The organism is Paenibacillus sp. 01L418 (assembly GCF_056400045.1).
Genome location: NZ_JBFTSN010000126.1, coordinates 1 through 15,272 on the forward strand (window position 1 = coordinate 1; position 15,272 = coordinate 15,272).

14 protein-coding genes and 1 pseudogene are annotated in these 15,272 nt (G+C 43.1%); 5 read left to right on the top strand and 10 right to left on the bottom strand.

Annotated elements, in window-relative coordinates:
- Window positions 1-188, top strand: a pseudogene (locus AC1DSE_RS16470) (hypothetical protein); the annotation flags it as partial.
- A gap of 62 nt (window positions 189-250) precedes the next feature.
- Here AC1DSE_RS16470 and AC1DSE_RS16475 read toward each other — a convergent pair.
- Window positions 251-682: a DUF6526 family protein gene (locus AC1DSE_RS16475; protein WP_441878700.1), complete on the bottom strand. Its 432-nt coding sequence runs from the start codon at window positions 680-682 to the stop codon at window positions 251-253.
- 349 nt (window positions 683-1,031) lie between these two features.
- Between AC1DSE_RS16475 and AC1DSE_RS16480 the strand changes: the two genes are divergently transcribed.
- A complete protein-coding gene (locus tag AC1DSE_RS16480) occupies window positions 1,032-2,117 on the top strand; it encodes a DUF3626 domain-containing protein (protein WP_477510840.1) in 1,086 nt (361 codons plus the stop codon).
- Window positions 2,118-2,181: 64 nt separating this feature from the next.
- Here the strand turns inward: AC1DSE_RS16480 and AC1DSE_RS16485 are convergent, their stop codons facing one another.
- The 6 genes from AC1DSE_RS16485 to AC1DSE_RS16510 all read right to left on the bottom strand — a co-directional run bounded on the left by AC1DSE_RS16485 (window position 2,182) and on the right by AC1DSE_RS16510 (window position 11,279).
- Window positions 2,182-3,780 carry a response regulator transcription factor gene (locus AC1DSE_RS16485; protein WP_477527910.1) on the bottom strand — a complete coding sequence of 533 codons (1,599 nt, stop codon included), beginning with the start codon at window positions 3,778-3,780 and terminating at the stop codon, window positions 2,182-2,184.
- Window positions 3,755-5,701, bottom strand: a complete 1,947-nt coding sequence (locus AC1DSE_RS16490; RefSeq protein ID WP_477527911.1) for a sensor histidine kinase — start codon at window positions 5,699-5,701, stop codon at window positions 3,755-3,757. The genes AC1DSE_RS16485 and AC1DSE_RS16490 overlap by 26 nt, the downstream gene beginning before the upstream one ends.
- A gap of 125 nt (window positions 5,702-5,826) precedes the next feature.
- Complete coding sequence (locus tag AC1DSE_RS16495; RefSeq protein ID WP_477510843.1) at window positions 5,827-7,491, bottom strand: extracellular solute-binding protein; 1,665 nt, start codon at window positions 7,489-7,491, stop codon at window positions 5,827-5,829.
- 79 nt (window positions 7,492-7,570) lie between these two features.
- On the bottom strand, window positions 7,571-8,395 hold the full coding sequence (locus AC1DSE_RS16500; RefSeq protein ID WP_477510858.1) for a carbohydrate ABC transporter permease: 825 nt from the start codon (window positions 8,393-8,395) through the stop codon (window positions 7,571-7,573).
- Between the two features lie 81 nt (window positions 8,396-8,476).
- A complete protein-coding gene (locus AC1DSE_RS16505) occupies window positions 8,477-9,412 on the bottom strand; it encodes an ABC transporter permease (protein ID WP_339209495.1) in 936 nt (311 codons plus the stop codon).
- 238 nt (window positions 9,413-9,650) lie between these two features.
- Window positions 9,651-11,279 carry a glycoside hydrolase family 5 protein gene (locus AC1DSE_RS16510; RefSeq protein WP_477510844.1) on the bottom strand — a complete coding sequence of 543 codons (1,629 nt, stop codon included), beginning with the start codon at window positions 11,277-11,279 and terminating at the stop codon, window positions 9,651-9,653.
- 236 nt (window positions 11,280-11,515) lie between these two features.
- On the opposite strand from AC1DSE_RS16510, the gene AC1DSE_RS16515 reads away from it, so the two are divergent.
- Together AC1DSE_RS16515 and AC1DSE_RS16520 are read left to right on the top strand one after the other, a co-directional pair.
- Window positions 11,516-11,836, top strand: a complete 321-nt coding sequence (locus AC1DSE_RS16515) for a hypothetical protein (protein WP_477510845.1) — start codon at window positions 11,516-11,518, stop codon at window positions 11,834-11,836.
- Between the two features lie 269 nt (window positions 11,837-12,105).
- On the top strand, window positions 12,106-12,558 hold the full coding sequence (locus AC1DSE_RS16520; RefSeq protein WP_477510846.1) for a hypothetical protein: 453 nt from the start codon (window positions 12,106-12,108) through the stop codon (window positions 12,556-12,558).
- Here AC1DSE_RS16520 and AC1DSE_RS16525 read toward each other — a convergent pair.
- Window positions 12,545-12,898 (bottom strand): DUF3221 domain-containing protein, encoded by a 354-nt coding sequence (locus AC1DSE_RS16525; RefSeq protein ID WP_477527912.1) that lies wholly within the window; start codon window positions 12,896-12,898, stop codon window positions 12,545-12,547. The two genes, AC1DSE_RS16520 and AC1DSE_RS16525, sit on opposite strands and share 14 nt — an antisense overlap.
- 26 nt (window positions 12,899-12,924) lie before the next feature.
- A complete protein-coding gene (locus AC1DSE_RS16530) occupies window positions 12,925-13,551 on the bottom strand; it encodes a hypothetical protein (RefSeq protein WP_477510848.1) in 627 nt (208 codons plus the stop codon).
- A 207-nt stretch (window positions 13,552-13,758) separates the two neighbouring features.
- Here AC1DSE_RS16530 and AC1DSE_RS16535 point away from each other — a divergent pair, with 207 nt between their 5' ends.
- Window positions 13,759-14,961 (top strand): carboxylate--amine ligase, encoded by a 1,203-nt coding sequence (locus tag AC1DSE_RS16535; RefSeq protein ID WP_477527914.1) that lies wholly within the window; start codon window positions 13,759-13,761, stop codon window positions 14,959-14,961.
- Window positions 14,962-15,071: 110 nt separating this feature from the next.
- On the opposite strand, the gene AC1DSE_RS16540 is transcribed toward AC1DSE_RS16535, so the two are convergent.
- Window positions 15,072-15,272 (bottom strand): DUF1361 domain-containing protein (locus tag AC1DSE_RS16540; RefSeq protein ID WP_477527913.1); only part of this gene is annotated, 201 nt, incomplete at its 5' end.

Genomic DNA, 15,272 nt, shown 5'->3' on the forward strand with positions numbered 1-15,272 from the left:
CTGCAATTACACTCCGCTTGTATACTGCACTCGCAGCCGGTATATGGAAAATAACGGATACGAATGAATCGTTCTTCGTTATTGCTTGGATTTGCTGGGTACCAAATCTACTGTTTATTGAAATGCTAATGAGTAGAAAAAAGCGTATTGGCATGACGCATGAGAACGGTATATATCCAAAGATATAAACAGAAAAAGAGCAAGGACGGCTGCAACCCATCCTTGCTCTTTCCTTTTTATCATCCTGCTTTTAAACGCGGTTATAATCCGCTCTCCACTTCGTAATCGATTTCTTGATCGTCCCGGAATTCATTCCCGCTTCAACAGCCTTCACGCATAATGCAGGAAAAGCATCATCCTCCGCAAAACGCAGAGCAATGATTTGCTGCACGCTAAGTCTTGTATCCAATGGTTTGCCTGTAAGCCTGAAATGCCGAAAATTCTCCTCGTGAACAATGCTGCGATCCTGCAGCTTCGTTGCGAACTGACGGACAACCGCCCCTAATAGAACTACACATACAGAAAGACCAAAAATTAATAGCGAAGAGAAGCTGAATTGCTCTTTAAATATATGAACAATCGACGCGATAAATAAGATAAGCGCAATGGGCGCCAGTATAAAATGATACAAAGGTGCATATTGCCCATGGTTCTCATAGCTTTGCGTTTTCACATTGCTCACAACGATTCCCCCAATGTAATGTCTAGTTCATTCTTTTTTGAAAAACTGAATCACGCCAAAAGCAACAATTGCTGCTTTTACAGCGACTTCATGATCAGATTCCGTCATTTGCTTCAAACCTGCCTCGGAGTGACTCACACCATTACTACCCCACCTCTGCCATGTAGTCTTCCTATTAGAATCATTAAACATGGTGACGTTGAATACTTACAACATATGTAAATCATTATACATGATAACTTTCTATTGTCAGAAAAAAATAAAGTATTTTTAATAACGCTATCTGCATTTCCCTTACTGTCCATCCTGTATTATGATTCTATAAAAAAGGGAAGGGACTCTTCTGCCTATGGAATTATCGAGGTCTCAGCAACTAGCTCAAGAGTATATAACAAATTACGCAAGAAGCCGCAAAAATGAGTCGGAGCAAACAATGAGGGAGATCCTTCAAATGTCCAGCATCGAGCTGAAGACATTTGAAGATGCTGTCTCTAAACTAAAATCTCATGCAAGTATTGCGCTGCACTTTCATCCCGATCGATTAGATCCGAACATGAAAAGCGTTGCTGAAGCACTACTTGAGCAGGGGATCTATAAAAGCCAGTTCGAGACTTTCCTATCGAATGGAAGTGTATCAGCATTTCCAGGTGGTGAACGAGACGTTTGGGAAAATAAAATGTTTGGCGGAGCGTACCAAATCAATGGCTCAACCAATAGCGAACGGCCGAAGTATGGGGCACTCAATGTCATGTTACATCCCGATGGACCTGCTCCACGGTTTGGATCATGTTATTTTCTTTTATCCGCTGAGGTCTCTCATCGTTGCACTTATACTTATTTGGATTCTCACCAAGACCCTAAGGAAAAGGGGACGTATAAGGAATTTGACCTTATTTTGGCTGCTCTCATGAGGGATGCGTTCTATAATAATTTTGCCATTGGTGAAAGCAATCTGACGGTTCGAAAGTTAATCGACCATATGCTCGTCAATCTTGAGAAACCATTCCAAAATCCATCAAACAAAGAGCCAAATCGAAATCTTGACCACTATATCGAAGCTCAGGTTCATGGTGACATTTCTCTTAAAGAAGACGTAAAGACGCTTGTTGCCGATCCATCATTTAAGGGCACCCATACAGGACAAGTCTTAGAACAGCTATGTTTAAAGTATGCAATTGATCTTTACTGGCATAGGGGCTTTACCCTTTTAGTTGATGAGGTTCCTATCAATTTCAGAGGTCCTTCGATGCCTTCACTAGCCAAAAGAATTGCGCAAAGTAATTTTATTGATGTTAATATGATTGGCGCAGCAGCTATGGACTTGAAACGAAATCCAAGTCATTGGAGCGATAGAGGAACCTACAAAGAAGTTCTGCAAGAATTAAAATTACTCTGGCATGTTTTAGTGAGATATGGAAAGCCAATGGAAAAGTGAAAGTTAGCGTAATCGGAGGTTAACAAAGGAAAATTAAAAAAGAGGAGCCTGCAGCTCCTCCCCTCTAAACCTTATGTTCTACCGATTCTTTGCTCTGATCAGCATCTGATCTCACCTTGATTCGATATTMCTGCGGCGATATTCCCTCAAGCTCCTTAAACACACGAGAAAACTGCTTGCTGTTCTCAAAGCCAACGGCGCTGCCGATTTCCTGCATCTTCTGATTGCCTTCGAGCAGCAGTTCTTTGCTTTTGCGAATACGAATTTTTTTTAGAAACAATACAAAATTCTCGCCCGTATGAACCTTGAACGCTTCACTGAAATAGGAGTAATTAAGGCCAACATAATTGCTCACGACAGCCATATTAAGCGGACGATAATAGTTATCCTCCATATAATTAACCGCTGCTTTAATCTCTGAATGCTCGCTATACGCTGAGCGTATGCCTCTGACATAGTCGTTCACGCTTGAGAGCAGCAGCTCCAAGCTCCGATAATAGTCGTGAAAGCTGCGGAAATTATCCATACTGCCCACTTTACGATACAGCTTCAATACCTCGATCGACTCTTCACCGTAAATACGAAATACTTCGTCCAGAACCTGCTCATTGATCATTTTGCCTACCAGCTTTAAGTAGCCAATATCTACATTTGGTATATCCTCGGTATGGAAAATTTGCTTCAGCAGCTCCTGAACCTCCCGTTCCCGATCGGTTCCGAGCATGTTGCCAAGCTTGCGAATTTCTTCTTCTGGCACCGGATAATACTGCCGCTTAGCTCGAATGTCTTCATGATGCAGCAGACGGCAATTCGAATAAATGAATGAATATTGCAGCGCCTCAGAAGCTTGCTTATAACAATGAAACAGATCTTCGATTTCATTCCCCTCGGCGCTTATCCCCATCCGCAGTCCGTCCAGCTCCTTCCCGCCAGCCTGCCTAAACAATTCTTCGAATTGCAATGCTGGGCTGCCGATCAGTACGAGCTTGCCTTCACTATCTAGAAACGAGACCTCCAGTACGCCTTTAATCGGCTGCATCATTTTCTCCACTAGCAGCTTGAACTCTTCTTTGTTCATGGAGTCGCCGCTCTCCGATTTATAATTCAGGACGGCAACAGTAAATGGTCTAGTAAACTGCTCAAATCCGATTTTAGCTTCCAGATCATTTGCAAAATCGTAAGCAGGGTCATCCTGCCTGAACCATTCCTTCAGCCTGTTTATCTGCAGCTGTTCACGGTACGTATCGCTTACCGCTACCCGCTCAGCTAATTCAGCTTGTGCTTGCAGCGTGTGCTCGCTCTTTGTGAGTGATTCAAACAGCTCGTCCCGCCGAATCGGCTTAAGCAAATAATCTTTAACCTGGTATTCTATCGCAGCCTTTGCATAGGAGAAATCGTCATAGCCRCTTAAAATAATGAAGATCGGTTTCTGCTCCGGCTCCGACACCTGAGTTAGCTGTTTAATGAGTTCAATTCCATCCATCACCGGCATGCGAATATCTGTAATTACGATATCTGCTCGTTCATTGCGATATTGTGTTAACGCATCTTCTCCATGAATCGCCATTCGAATGTGATACAATTCGGGAAATTCTCTCTCTATCATCGTCTTGAGCCCTAATCGGATATTTTTCTCGTCATCTACGATCAGCATTGTTCTCATATCCGGAACTTCCTCCCATCAACAGTACCTTAGGAAGGGTAATGACTACTTCTGTGAATTGCCCTTCTCTGCTATATACCTGTAATCCATATGACTTGCCATAATAAAGCCGAATACGCTGATGAACATTGCGCAGGCCGATTCCAAACGCTTGTTTTCCGTTTCCAGTTTCTTTCTCTGAAGAAATCCCGTTACTATTATCGGTGTGAATCATTTCATTTAACCGCTCCAAGCGGGCCGCTTTAATACCCATACCGTTATCTCTCAGCCTGATGATAATGCCTGCTTCCTCATCCTCAATAACATCAATTAATATTTTGCTCGTGCTCTCTTCCACACCTGTCCATGCATGTTTTACTGCATTTTCTACGATTGGCTGCAGGGACATCTTCAGCACTTCAATCTCCAGCAGCTTGGGTGGAATATTTAGTTCCAGCTGAATCGGTTCGTCGAACCGAATATTCATGACGGCAATATAATTCTGAATATGGCGAAGCTCATCCTGTAAGCTTACATACTCGCCAGACCACTTGAAATTATAACGCATCATCCCGCCAAGCGAGGTAAGCGAATCGGATATCGTCCGCTGGTTTTCCATCTCTGCGAGCATCTTAATATTCTCGAGCGTATTGTACAAAAAATGCGAGTCGATCTGACTGTGCAGGGTGCGCAGCTCCGCCTCTTTCGTTAGCGCCTGCTTCTTAACTCCCTGGGCAATTAGCTCATTAATTGTATGAATTAATTTGTTAAAATGATGCGCTAGCTCGCCTATTTCTCCGCCTCCGCCCAAAGGAAGCCCCGTTGGCATTTCTCCTCTTCTTACTTTCTTCATTGCCTCTGTGAGACGACTCAGATTTTTGAGAATAAAGGAGTTCATTAAATACGTTATGAAGGACAATAGACCGATCAAAATAATATTAGCAGCGATGATTTGTCTCTCGGCTCTGGATACGCGTTCATCAACATTTTTTAACGACACCACATTAAGAATATGCGCACTGACTTGTTCCACAGGCGTGGAGACCAGCAAATAAGGATGCTTATTTACAGAAAATCGCTTTTCCTTAACCCCTTGCTCATTCATTTCACGGAACTCTTGCAAAATGGCTTGATGAAGCTCTGGATCACTGCCGACAAACGGTTGATTGTCATCCATAAAAATAGTTCCGTTGCCATCAGCAAGCATCATCTGTGACCCGTCATCCTTAATATTGGCAAACGCTTTAGGCGAGAACTGCTTCAGCAGCATTTCGACTTGGATAATCCCAATACGCTTGCTTCCGGAATTCACGACGCGCAGGAGTGAAACCTTCGGCATTTGCTCGTTAACATCCGTCACGTAACGATGCAAAATGTCGAGATCCTGCTCTTTGAATATCCACATCTCCTYGCCATCCAATTGATCCAGCTTGGCGTACCACGGCTCTTTTTGAATCCGGCGTTCATGGAAAATAATCGGCCAAACTTCGGACATATGATCATTGTTTGCAAACAATCGAAGATGGACAATATTTGGATTATTGATTTGAATGTTGATCATGTCGGTAAGGGCGCCGCGATATAAGTCGAGGAGCTCTTCAACAGGAAGCTCTTCATCCTTTGAAATATAATCCAAAATTTCAGATTTCGATAGCGTGAGCTGGGCAGCCCGTTCCATAGCTTCAATCTGATTTAGAACATTCACTTTCTCCATTTCAAGCAAGTATTGGCTTTGCTTAAAGGTATCGTTAATATAACTATCCCTAATCTGATTAAAGAGATAGTTCGATACGCCGATGCTAGGGATTAATAATATGACGATATAAGCCGCCACAAGGCGGCTTTGCATCGATCGATGTCCCAGCCAATTCGTAGCAGACTGAAGATGTAACCGAAATTTTCTGCCCATAATGCTCTCACTTCCGCTCTGTATTTCATTCACTCGATTATCTTCCCCGTCAAGCAAAAACAGCTATTCTTATATTGCACAAAAAGCACCCCAGACCGTTTCCGGTTCTGGAGTACCTTTCGCTGGGGTCTTCCCCCTAAGTGGTAGAAATGATTATATTATTTTGCTGCGTCCAACTTCGCAACATTTTCTTCGTATTTCTTTTGTTTGTAGGCTTGTACTTTGCTGAATCCAAGAGTCTCACGTTTCTTTAGGAAATCTCCCCAAATTTTATCGAACTCTGCATCCGATTTAGCAAGCACTAGTTTTGGCAATACTTTACCAAACTCTTGATCTATTTTTGTGTTCATAATACCTTCGGCTGAAGTGCCAGTTGGGTTCAACTGGTCGAATTCCGACAAGCTCTTCGCCTTGCCGCGAGTCCAATCTTCCAATTGCTTGAATGGCTCAACAGCTGGCGGAGACCAGATTGGCGTTAGGTTCGTATCCATCATCATCCAGAACGTGTGGGATGCGCCAAGCTGCTTGTCGAAAGCGCCACGATCTGTATTCAATAGATTCAATGCGTCTGGCAAGAACTGGTCTTTGCCATCAATGTTATCCCAAGTTACGCCTTGTTTACCGAAGAACGTATCATGCTGTCCTTCTTCCGAGATCAAATAGTCTAGGAAACGAATCGCGCGCGCTTTGTCTTTCACATCTTTGGAGATCAGAGTTACTGTCCAACCTGAGATCGATGGACCAGCAAGCGTCGGCTGATCAAGGTTAGTATTAGCAGGACCGTCTACAGCAATGTAGATGGAGTTCGGATCATTTGCAAATAGTGCATTTTGTTGGTTTGCAAGGTCAGATCTAGCGTAAAGCATTGCGAAATAACGGCCTTGTGCAATTTTTTCTTCCATTTGCGGGCGCTTGTCAATGAAGATATCTTTCGACAGCAAGCCGTCTTCGTTCGCTTGACGCATTGTTTTCAGCCATTTTACGTATTCAGGATCTGTATTGCGATCATACAGCTGACCATCTTTATCGTAAGGAATAGCAAGGAAGTTCTGAATATAATGTTGAAGCGACGCGTTGCCTGTGTCGCTGAAATCATACATGCCTAGTGGAATAAGCGGTTGGCCATTCACATCAGGATACATTTTTTTCGCAGCCTCAAGTGCATTCAAGAAGCCTTCCGGCGTACGCATATCCGGTTTGCCTAGTGCTTCGTACATATCTTTGCGCACAAGGAAGGTTTGCGTGGATGTAATGTTGTCTCCGAATTTCTCATAGTCTTTAGGTGATGAGGAAGAGTTCGGATAACCGTATACATTGCCGTTTTCTTGTTTGTACCAAGAAAGCTTAGCAGGGTCTGTTACTTTGTAGAAGTAAGGGTCATATTGATCAGCAAGCTCGTTCAGCGGTAGGACTAGATCGCCTTCGATCATTTTCTTAACCGCATCTTCGTACCAGCCTAGTGTAATAAAGTCAGGCAAAGAGCCCGAAGCGATCATTGTATTCATCTTCTCAGCTTCGTTGCCGGCTGGAACGATGAAGTTAATGTTAACGCCAGTTTTTTCAGTAATATATTTCGAAGTCGCATCTACGCCCCATTTGTTAGGGAACCAAGAGAAGTTGATGTACCAGTCGAACGTAATTGGGCTTTTGTCCACTTCCCAGCCCTTATCGTCCTGAGTAAGCTTCACTTGCTCAGCAGAAGCGCCATTGCCCTCTTCCTTGCCATTGTTTTTGTTGCCGCCTGAAGAGCAAGCGGTCGTAAAGACTAGAACCGTTGCGACCATCAGCATCAATACATTTTTGAGCTTAAGCTTCTTGTTCATGTTTGTCTTCCCCTTCTCTGTATGAATGATTATATATGCAATCCTCTGCTCAATAAAGGGCGGAAGGTACTGCCATAAGTTAACCTTTAATCGAACCGATCATCATTCCTTTTACGAAATACTTCTGCAGGAACGGATAAGCGATAACGATTGGAAGGGTCGTGACAACCATCGTAGCCAGCTTGATGGATTGTGTAGTAACGGATTTCCCTATACCTCCAGGGATAGCGGCCAACATTTGGCTAGAGCTGGACTGAGCAACAATACGGTACAAATAAGTTTGTACCGGCTGCATGTCCATGTTGTTCATGTAGATTACGCCGGCAAAATAATCATTCCATTGGTATACCCCGTGGAACAAAGCGATTGTAGCGATAACCGGCATCGATACTGGCAAAATCACTCGCACAAATATCGACCAGTCATTTGCTCCGTCAATTTTGGCTGCTTCCTCAAGGCCATCCGGAATATCCCGGAAGAAGGTCATGAAGATAATAAGATCGAAGAAGCTGAACATGGCAGGAATGATATAGACCATGAAGTTATCCAGCAAATGCAGGTCTCTCATAAGCAGGTAGGTCGGGATTAGACCGCCGCCGAAGAACAAAGTAACCGTTCCGAAGAGAATATATATTTTGCCGCCGATGAGGCCTTTGCGTGAGAATGCATAAGCAACCATCGCCGTAAAAAACACGTGAAGCACCGTGCCAAGCAGTGTTTTGGCTACGGTAATTCCCATCGCAGTCATGATGCCGCTGCTTTGGAAAACCGCGTCGAAGCTCTCGATGCTGAAAACCCGCGGCCACCAGTAGATCCCGCCGCGCATGCCGTCCTGCCCTTCATTGAAGGCATTGACCAGCACATACCAAATCGGATATAGGGTCGCGAAGCAAATGAGCAGCATACCGAAATTGTTGAAGATATCGAAAAATGCTTCTCCTTTTGTTTTACGTTTAATATTAAACACGGTTAGTCGCCTCCGTTTCTAGAACAGTGAAGTATCGTTCATTTTTTTCGTTACTCGGTTTGCAATAAGCAATAGAATTAATGCGATTAAAGACTTAAACAATCCGACAGCAGTCGAGTAAGAATAACGTCCTTGCTGCATGCCCGTCTGATAAACATAAATATCGATAACGTTGCTCGCGCTCTCGTTCAATGAGTTGCGCAGCACTAGAATCTGGTCAAAGTTCGAGTTAAGCACGCCGCTCACTGCTAGAATGAACAGGATGGAGATCGTCGCCTTAATGCTAGGCAAAGTGACGTACCACATTTTTTGAAAACGTCCTGCGCCATCAATTGTTGCTGCTTCATACAACTCTGGAGATACGCTGGCAATAGCCGCAAGATAGATAATGGCGGACCAGCCAAGCTCTTTCCATATATCTGATGTAATGATGATGCTCCAGAAGTAGCTAGGCTCTGCCAAATAGGAAATCGGCTCATCGATGAAATTAAGAGCAAGAAGAACGTTGTTAATAATCCCAACATCCGAAAGCCAAGTGGCAAGAATACCGCCGAGAATAACCCATGACAAAAAGTGAGGCAAATACGAAATGGTCTGAATCGCTTTTTTGAAGCCGACCGAACGAACCTCGTTTAAAAATAATGCAAAAATAATAGGTAGTGGAAATCCGATTGCAAGTTTGATAAGACTGATGCCGAGTGTATTTTTCATGACATCAACGAAGCTCTCATCCTGGAAAAACTCCTTAAAGTGCATAAAGCCAACCCAAGGCGCCTCGCTTATGGATTTAACAATGTTGAATTCTTTAAAGGCGATAATAACGCCATACATAGGAACGTAGTTGAATATAATCATCCATAGCACGCCTAGTAACGCCATAATTTGAATGTGCCGTTGGCTGTACAACTTTTTGAACCATTTGCTTCTTGCTGCCTTTGCGTCCGCAGCAGGCAAGGAAGCAGGCGCTGAACCTAGCTGTGTTTTCAAAATAATTACCCCCATGCTGTTGAAAATCTGATGTAAGCCCTTGCATCTCTTATACTTTAATTGTAGATTGTTGGCTCCTGTCTCGTAAGGCTTTAGATTTCGTATTCAGGTGACCATTTTTCGGTTTTGGGTGCATCTACCGTTTTTTGCGCACAAAAAAATGTGATGCTGGCAGAACCTGCCTCGCATCACATTTTTTTTCATTCTATTTAGCAAACGAAAATTCAATCCAATCCAAATCTACACTGCCGCTTAAAATACGGATGATGACACGAACTGCTCCAGCTGGTAGATGGATGTCCTTTAGAAGCAGGCTCTCCGTCCAATCCTCACCGTTTACCTCACAGCTCACCGGCTCTTGGCCTTCTAGTTCAATGGATAATGTCGCTTGACCCGCAGCTGCTAGCAGCCCTGCATGCAGATCAAATGACTTTGCTTCGACGCACAAAGCATCATACGCAAGCCAATCCCCTTGATGCAGCTCAACACAAAGCGTATTATCCTCTGCCCAAACCTTGCCGCCCTCTGAATGATAGCTTGGCATCTCGGTCTTGCCCGTAATCATCCTCATTGGCACGCCGTCACTTGCACGCAGTCCTGTCTTGTTCGTTTTCTTGTTCACGATGCCAAAGCCGGCACCCTCACCTTGTCCATAAAATTCAGCAGGAATCTGGAGCGGAAGGTGACGCAGCAGCGCACGGGATATGCCCGGGAACGCATCACAATTGTCCACTTTCAGATTATCGAGATATTCATTTAAGATCGCTTCCGCCGTTGCTTCATCCGGTTTAGCGCCGCCCTCCAAATAAGCCGTCAGCAGATTCCAACCTTCCGGCATACGAATAGAGTACGGAGAATTTGATGTGTTCATCTTTTTCCACGTCCAGAAATTCCACGAAATCTGATGGTCCTCGAACATTTGGAATGCTCCGCTGTACCACTGTGCGTTATTTTCACCGCCTTCGCCCATGAAGATCGGCACATTCCACTCCTCACGCTTATCTATATACTTCTGAATACTTTCCGTATCGGGGTTGTTCCAATACTTATGGAATTGCAGCATTAAATTATCATCAAATTTCTCTGTGAATACACTCCAATCCGTTGACCAATGCACCCCTTCAATAATGATCATATGACGCTTGTCCACTTCACGGATCGCTGCTGTAATTTCCTTGTGCAGCGGCTCTACAAGGTCGTTATATTGGTTAAACCAATCTGGAAGAGGTTCATTAAAGAGGTCATATCCGGCAATAATCCAATCGTCTTTATAGCGCTCTGCGAACATTCGCCAAATCGCGATCGTCAGCTCTTGGTTGCGGCGATCCGTAAACAGCTCCGGCAAATCATTTTCCGAATCGTCAATGTTGGCTCCCGTCTGCCCGCCTGGCGCCCCGTGCAAATCCAAAATGACATACAGCTTATACTTTCTGCACCATTCAATCACTTCATGAATTCGTGCAAGCCTCTTTTCATTAAAAATGATCTCTTCGCCTTGCTCTAGAATTCCGCGGGCATTGATTGGAAACCTCACGGAATTAAAGCCCTGCTTCGCCACTTCGCGGACATCAATCTCATCCACATAACGCTCCACATAACTATCCCAGAACTGTGCTGCTTTCTCTTCGCCGATTAATTCCTTGACCATCGCCTCGATTTTGCGCGGACGGTCTCCGCCTTGCGGAAACTTCCACATATAGCCTTCCGGCAGCAGCCAGCTTCCGAACCCAACGCCTCTCAGAACAATTTCTTTGCCGTCTCCATTAAGCAACTTTTTACCTTCCGCCCTAACGAAACCGCTTACATCATTGTTGTTGCTATGCACGCTCATCATCGGATTGCCTCCTTATATGTATGGTTTGGAACTATCATCGTTACTCTCTCAAAATATAGCACAAGACCGCAGTTTACGGTGAGCATTCCGAAATACGGAGAGCATATCCGAAAGGCGCAGCCTTCTAGCAGCCGGTTTGCGTTTTAGTTTGTGTATAGCGATGCATTTGCATTTGTATGCGAATAGGTAGAGTACATGATGAACTGTCCACCAGAAGTATCATGAGTACCAGGGAGGTGACAGAGCAGACAGAGGTGTCAGAGGCGACAGCGGTACCAGCAGTACCAGAAGTACCAGAAGTACCTGAAGTGCCAGCGGTACCAGCGAAACCAGCAGTATCAGCAGTACTAGAGGTACTAGAGGTACTAGAGGTACTAGAGGTACTAGAGGTACCAAAAATACCAGCAGTTCCAAAGGTACCAGAGGTGCCAGAGATACCAGAGATACCAGCGGTACCAGAAGTACTAGAAGTACCACCACTTCCAGCGCCACCAGAGGTATCATCATTATCTGTAACGAATCTGATACACGTTATCCGCCTACATTTCCGCTTTTAAAAAATGTAACGAACACTAGCAACCTTATTTCCTTTAAAACATCCCTTTTCGTGTACAAAAGCACCTAATAGCGTTGCTGTGATTCGTTAGCGTTTTTAAACATCACTCTTCCGCAAAATAAGCTCTTTACGATTCGTTAGACTTTAACTCTTTCCAAATGGCTAATCCATCCAAATAATGCAACCTTATCAATTATTAAGGTGTCTATATGATTACAAGTAAATGTCGTAAGGCAGCATTATTATTATGTTGGGGGTGTACTATCGGTAATGTCGAAAATAAAACCAGTATTTTTCATTTTATTATGCATCATCATCTTAGGCGGATGCTCCAAAGATACAAATAGCAAGGAAAATAAGTTTATTTTAGAGGATGTAACTAAAGCGATTGAAGCTCAGAAGTTAGAGCTAATATCCTATGGGATAACAGGTTACCCTCCGAAATTAAACGATGTTATTCCCGAGGTCTATTCCGTAGGAATGCCACTAAATAAGAAAGAAAATGAACCTGAGTTTATGCATTTTTATATCTTTCAATCTGAAAAAGATCGTATTAATGGGGCTGAAGAACTCCATAAACAAACAGAGAATGCCGATTCCAAATCGTTTCCGAGATTATATCAGGAAGGAAACGTTCTGATCGTTTATTGGAGTGACATCAAGGAGAATACACGACTAGACAAACCTATTGAAGCGGCGTTAGAGCAGCTCAAGAATGCCTAATAATCTCATCCGCTACCGCTTGTGGTGGGGATGACAACATCGTGTAACCCTTTGTTTTGATCGTTACTCTTTCGCCGATCCTCAGGTCATTGTAAAGCTCTCTATCATCAACGCGAATAATCATCACATCGTTATGATTTTCGTTATTCAAAAAATCAGAAAGCGATTTGGATTTAGCCTCTTTTTTTGAAATGTTATAGACAACAAATAGGRTTGGAGCGTCATTGCTGTTAAGTTGTTTCTCTAGAATATAATCGCCTTTTTCAAATGGTTTATTAATGCCAATGATTAACCCGCAGACTGCGATTGCGACTACCAAATACGCTATCCATTTTCTCATCTTTTTCCTCCCTATTTGATTGGTGGTTATTTTATTTTCAAGCTAAGCCACTCACAATATTTCAAGAAAAGCTTGTCCAATAGCTCAGCATTAACCATCGATAATTGTTTGACCAATGCGTATCTAAAGAAATCCAATAGATCAGCTTCAATACTCTCCAGTTGTTCAATCAATTCAATATCGTTATATTCAATAAAAAACATTTTCTGCTTCTCTTGTTCTGTTGGTGGTTTTACATTCATCACTCCATAGTAATCATCCGACCAAATCCTTACTGATTGATCCAAGTATTCGATAGATGGAAAGGGATCATGTCCTAGCCAGGCACTTTTCTTATTTATGACCGCGTCAAGGACCTCCTTCCATTGCTCCAATCCACAGCAACAACTGGGAAGTATCACATGGCTATGACTCTCAAAAGCAATCCCGCCGCTCAGTACAATTTCATCTGTATTAATGAGTTCTTTTACCACTTTATTAGGTTCTTTATTTATATCAATATCATTCATGCCACATAGCACTGTCAGAAAAATAACAACATCCTCTGCGCTTGAATTTTTTGATAAATATGCAGTTTCTCGGCTCTCTCCTTTAGGAAGCCATAAAGGCTTATCGAAAAAGGGATTAGTAATTACGGCTTGAACACGTGTCATGGCCATTCTCCTCTTACAAGATACTTAAGCTTGCAATAATTCCCTGCATAACTATTCTAATACAGTAGAGCAGACAATGGCTATATCCATCAAAATGTGTTTGATAATGAAATACCCTCATGATATATTTAGCAATATTTAGGAGAGATTGAAAACAACGCGAATGACATAACTATTTCATATGACTAAGGAAGCGAGTGTTGTTTGGTGGAAAATAAAGCTGTCATACTTGGCTCAAACTTTTACACAGGTTTAAGCATCATAAGAGGCCTCGGTTCCAAGGGGATCTATACTGTAGCAATGGATTATTCCAAGCAAAATACATATGGCGCCAAATCCAAATACTTAAGCGAGCAAATTATTGTTCCTCATTATAAACAGCAGAAAGAGGAGCTTCTGCACTATTTAATCGACTACGCCAAAAAGCAGGACAAGAAGCCTGTCCTTTTTCCGAGCGTCGACCCTTATGTGGAGTTCGTTGATTCTTATTTGGACGAACTCAAAAAGTACTACCATATAAATATGAACGTTCAAGGCTTTTGGAGCAATATTATGGATAAGGAGTATCTCCATACCCTTACAACAAAACACGGTGTATTAGTGCCAGAATCGATCAGCCCAGCTGAGGAACGATTTGAAGAAAGAGTCGTTGCTGAGATCGGCTTTCCATGTATCGTGAAACCCACGGACTCTCCAGCTTTCGTGGACTTTTTCCGAGCCAAAATATTCACATGCCATAACTTGGAGGAAATGAGAGCTGCAATCGAGAAATCGAGGCAAGCTAAACTTCAGGTTATCGTGCAAAGAATTATTCCCGGCTTCGATGACCATGTCTATACGCTTGATGCCTACTTGGATCAGAGTTCAAAGGTAACTCACTGGATGACCTGTCAAAAACTACGGCAATTCCCGATTAACTTTGGCGCCTCTTCCTTTACAAAGCAAAAGTACATAGAGGAGCTTTACCACATCGGTGCCCCTTTTCTAGAAGCGATTGGCTATAAGGGCTTCGCCGAAATTGAATTCAAAAAAGATGCGGTAACCGGCAAGTATTATTTGCTGGAGATTAATGCAAGAACGACTACACTGGACCCCCTCCTTCAAAAATGTGGCGTTAACTTCCCACTGCTCGCTTACAACGAGCTTGTAGGCAAGCCGATTGGAAGCTATGCGATTACAAGCGATACAGGGATCGCCTTCTGCTTTTTGTTTGAAGATCTTATTTCATCGCGTGATTATGTCCGAACCAAACAGTTAAGCGTCCTGCCAATCGTTAAATCCCATTTTGTCAAAAGAGCGCCTGCCATCTGGAGCTTAAGCGACCCAGCGCCTGCCGTATCATTCTGCTATATGGTATTTAAAAAAATAGTGAGGAAAGTTTCACAACGGAGGGTAATAYGGCAGCCGTAACTATAAGACGAAAAGATAGCACAATAGGAAAACCTCCCGTTAAAGCAGCTGAATCAGCTCAATTAAAAGGAGGTTTTTATTAAATTTCTATAAGTAAGGTGTTCCCTCCATCAAGCTTCATTCCCTTTTGAATCTACAAAAAACCAATAAACGATAAATTGTAAAACGCTCATCCATAGGATGAACAGCAATGAATTTCCGTTTAATGAATCTAGCACTTGTTTCAATAAAGACAAAGGCTCCGTAAACAAATGAATAGAATGAAAGCGTAAAAATCTTCCTATATAAATCCCTAGACCGCCGAGAAGCAT

Excerpts from the sequence above, each read along its gene's own strand:
- AC1DSE_RS16500 (WP_477510858.1), bottom strand. The coding sequence starts at position 8,395 with ATGCTGCTCATTTGCTTCGCGACCCTATATCCGATTTGGTATGTGCTG.
- AC1DSE_RS16510 (WP_477510844.1), bottom strand. The coding sequence starts at position 11,279 with ATGATGAGCGTGCATAGCAACAACAATGATGTAAGCGGTTTCGTTAGG.
- AC1DSE_RS16530 (WP_477510848.1), bottom strand. The coding sequence starts at position 13,551 with ATGACACGTGTTCAAGCCGTAATTACTAATCCCTTTTTCGATAAGCCT.
- AC1DSE_RS16495 (WP_477510843.1), bottom strand. The coding sequence starts at position 7,491 with ATGAACAAGAAGCTTAAGCTCAAAAATGTATTGATGCTGATGGTCGCA.
- AC1DSE_RS16480 (WP_477510840.1), top strand. The coding sequence starts at position 1,032 with ATGGAATTATCGAGGTCTCAGCAACTAGCTCAAGAGTATATAACAAAT.
- AC1DSE_RS16520 (WP_477510846.1), top strand. The coding sequence starts at position 12,106 with ATGTCGAAAATAAAACCAGTATTTTTCATTTTATTATGCATCATCATC.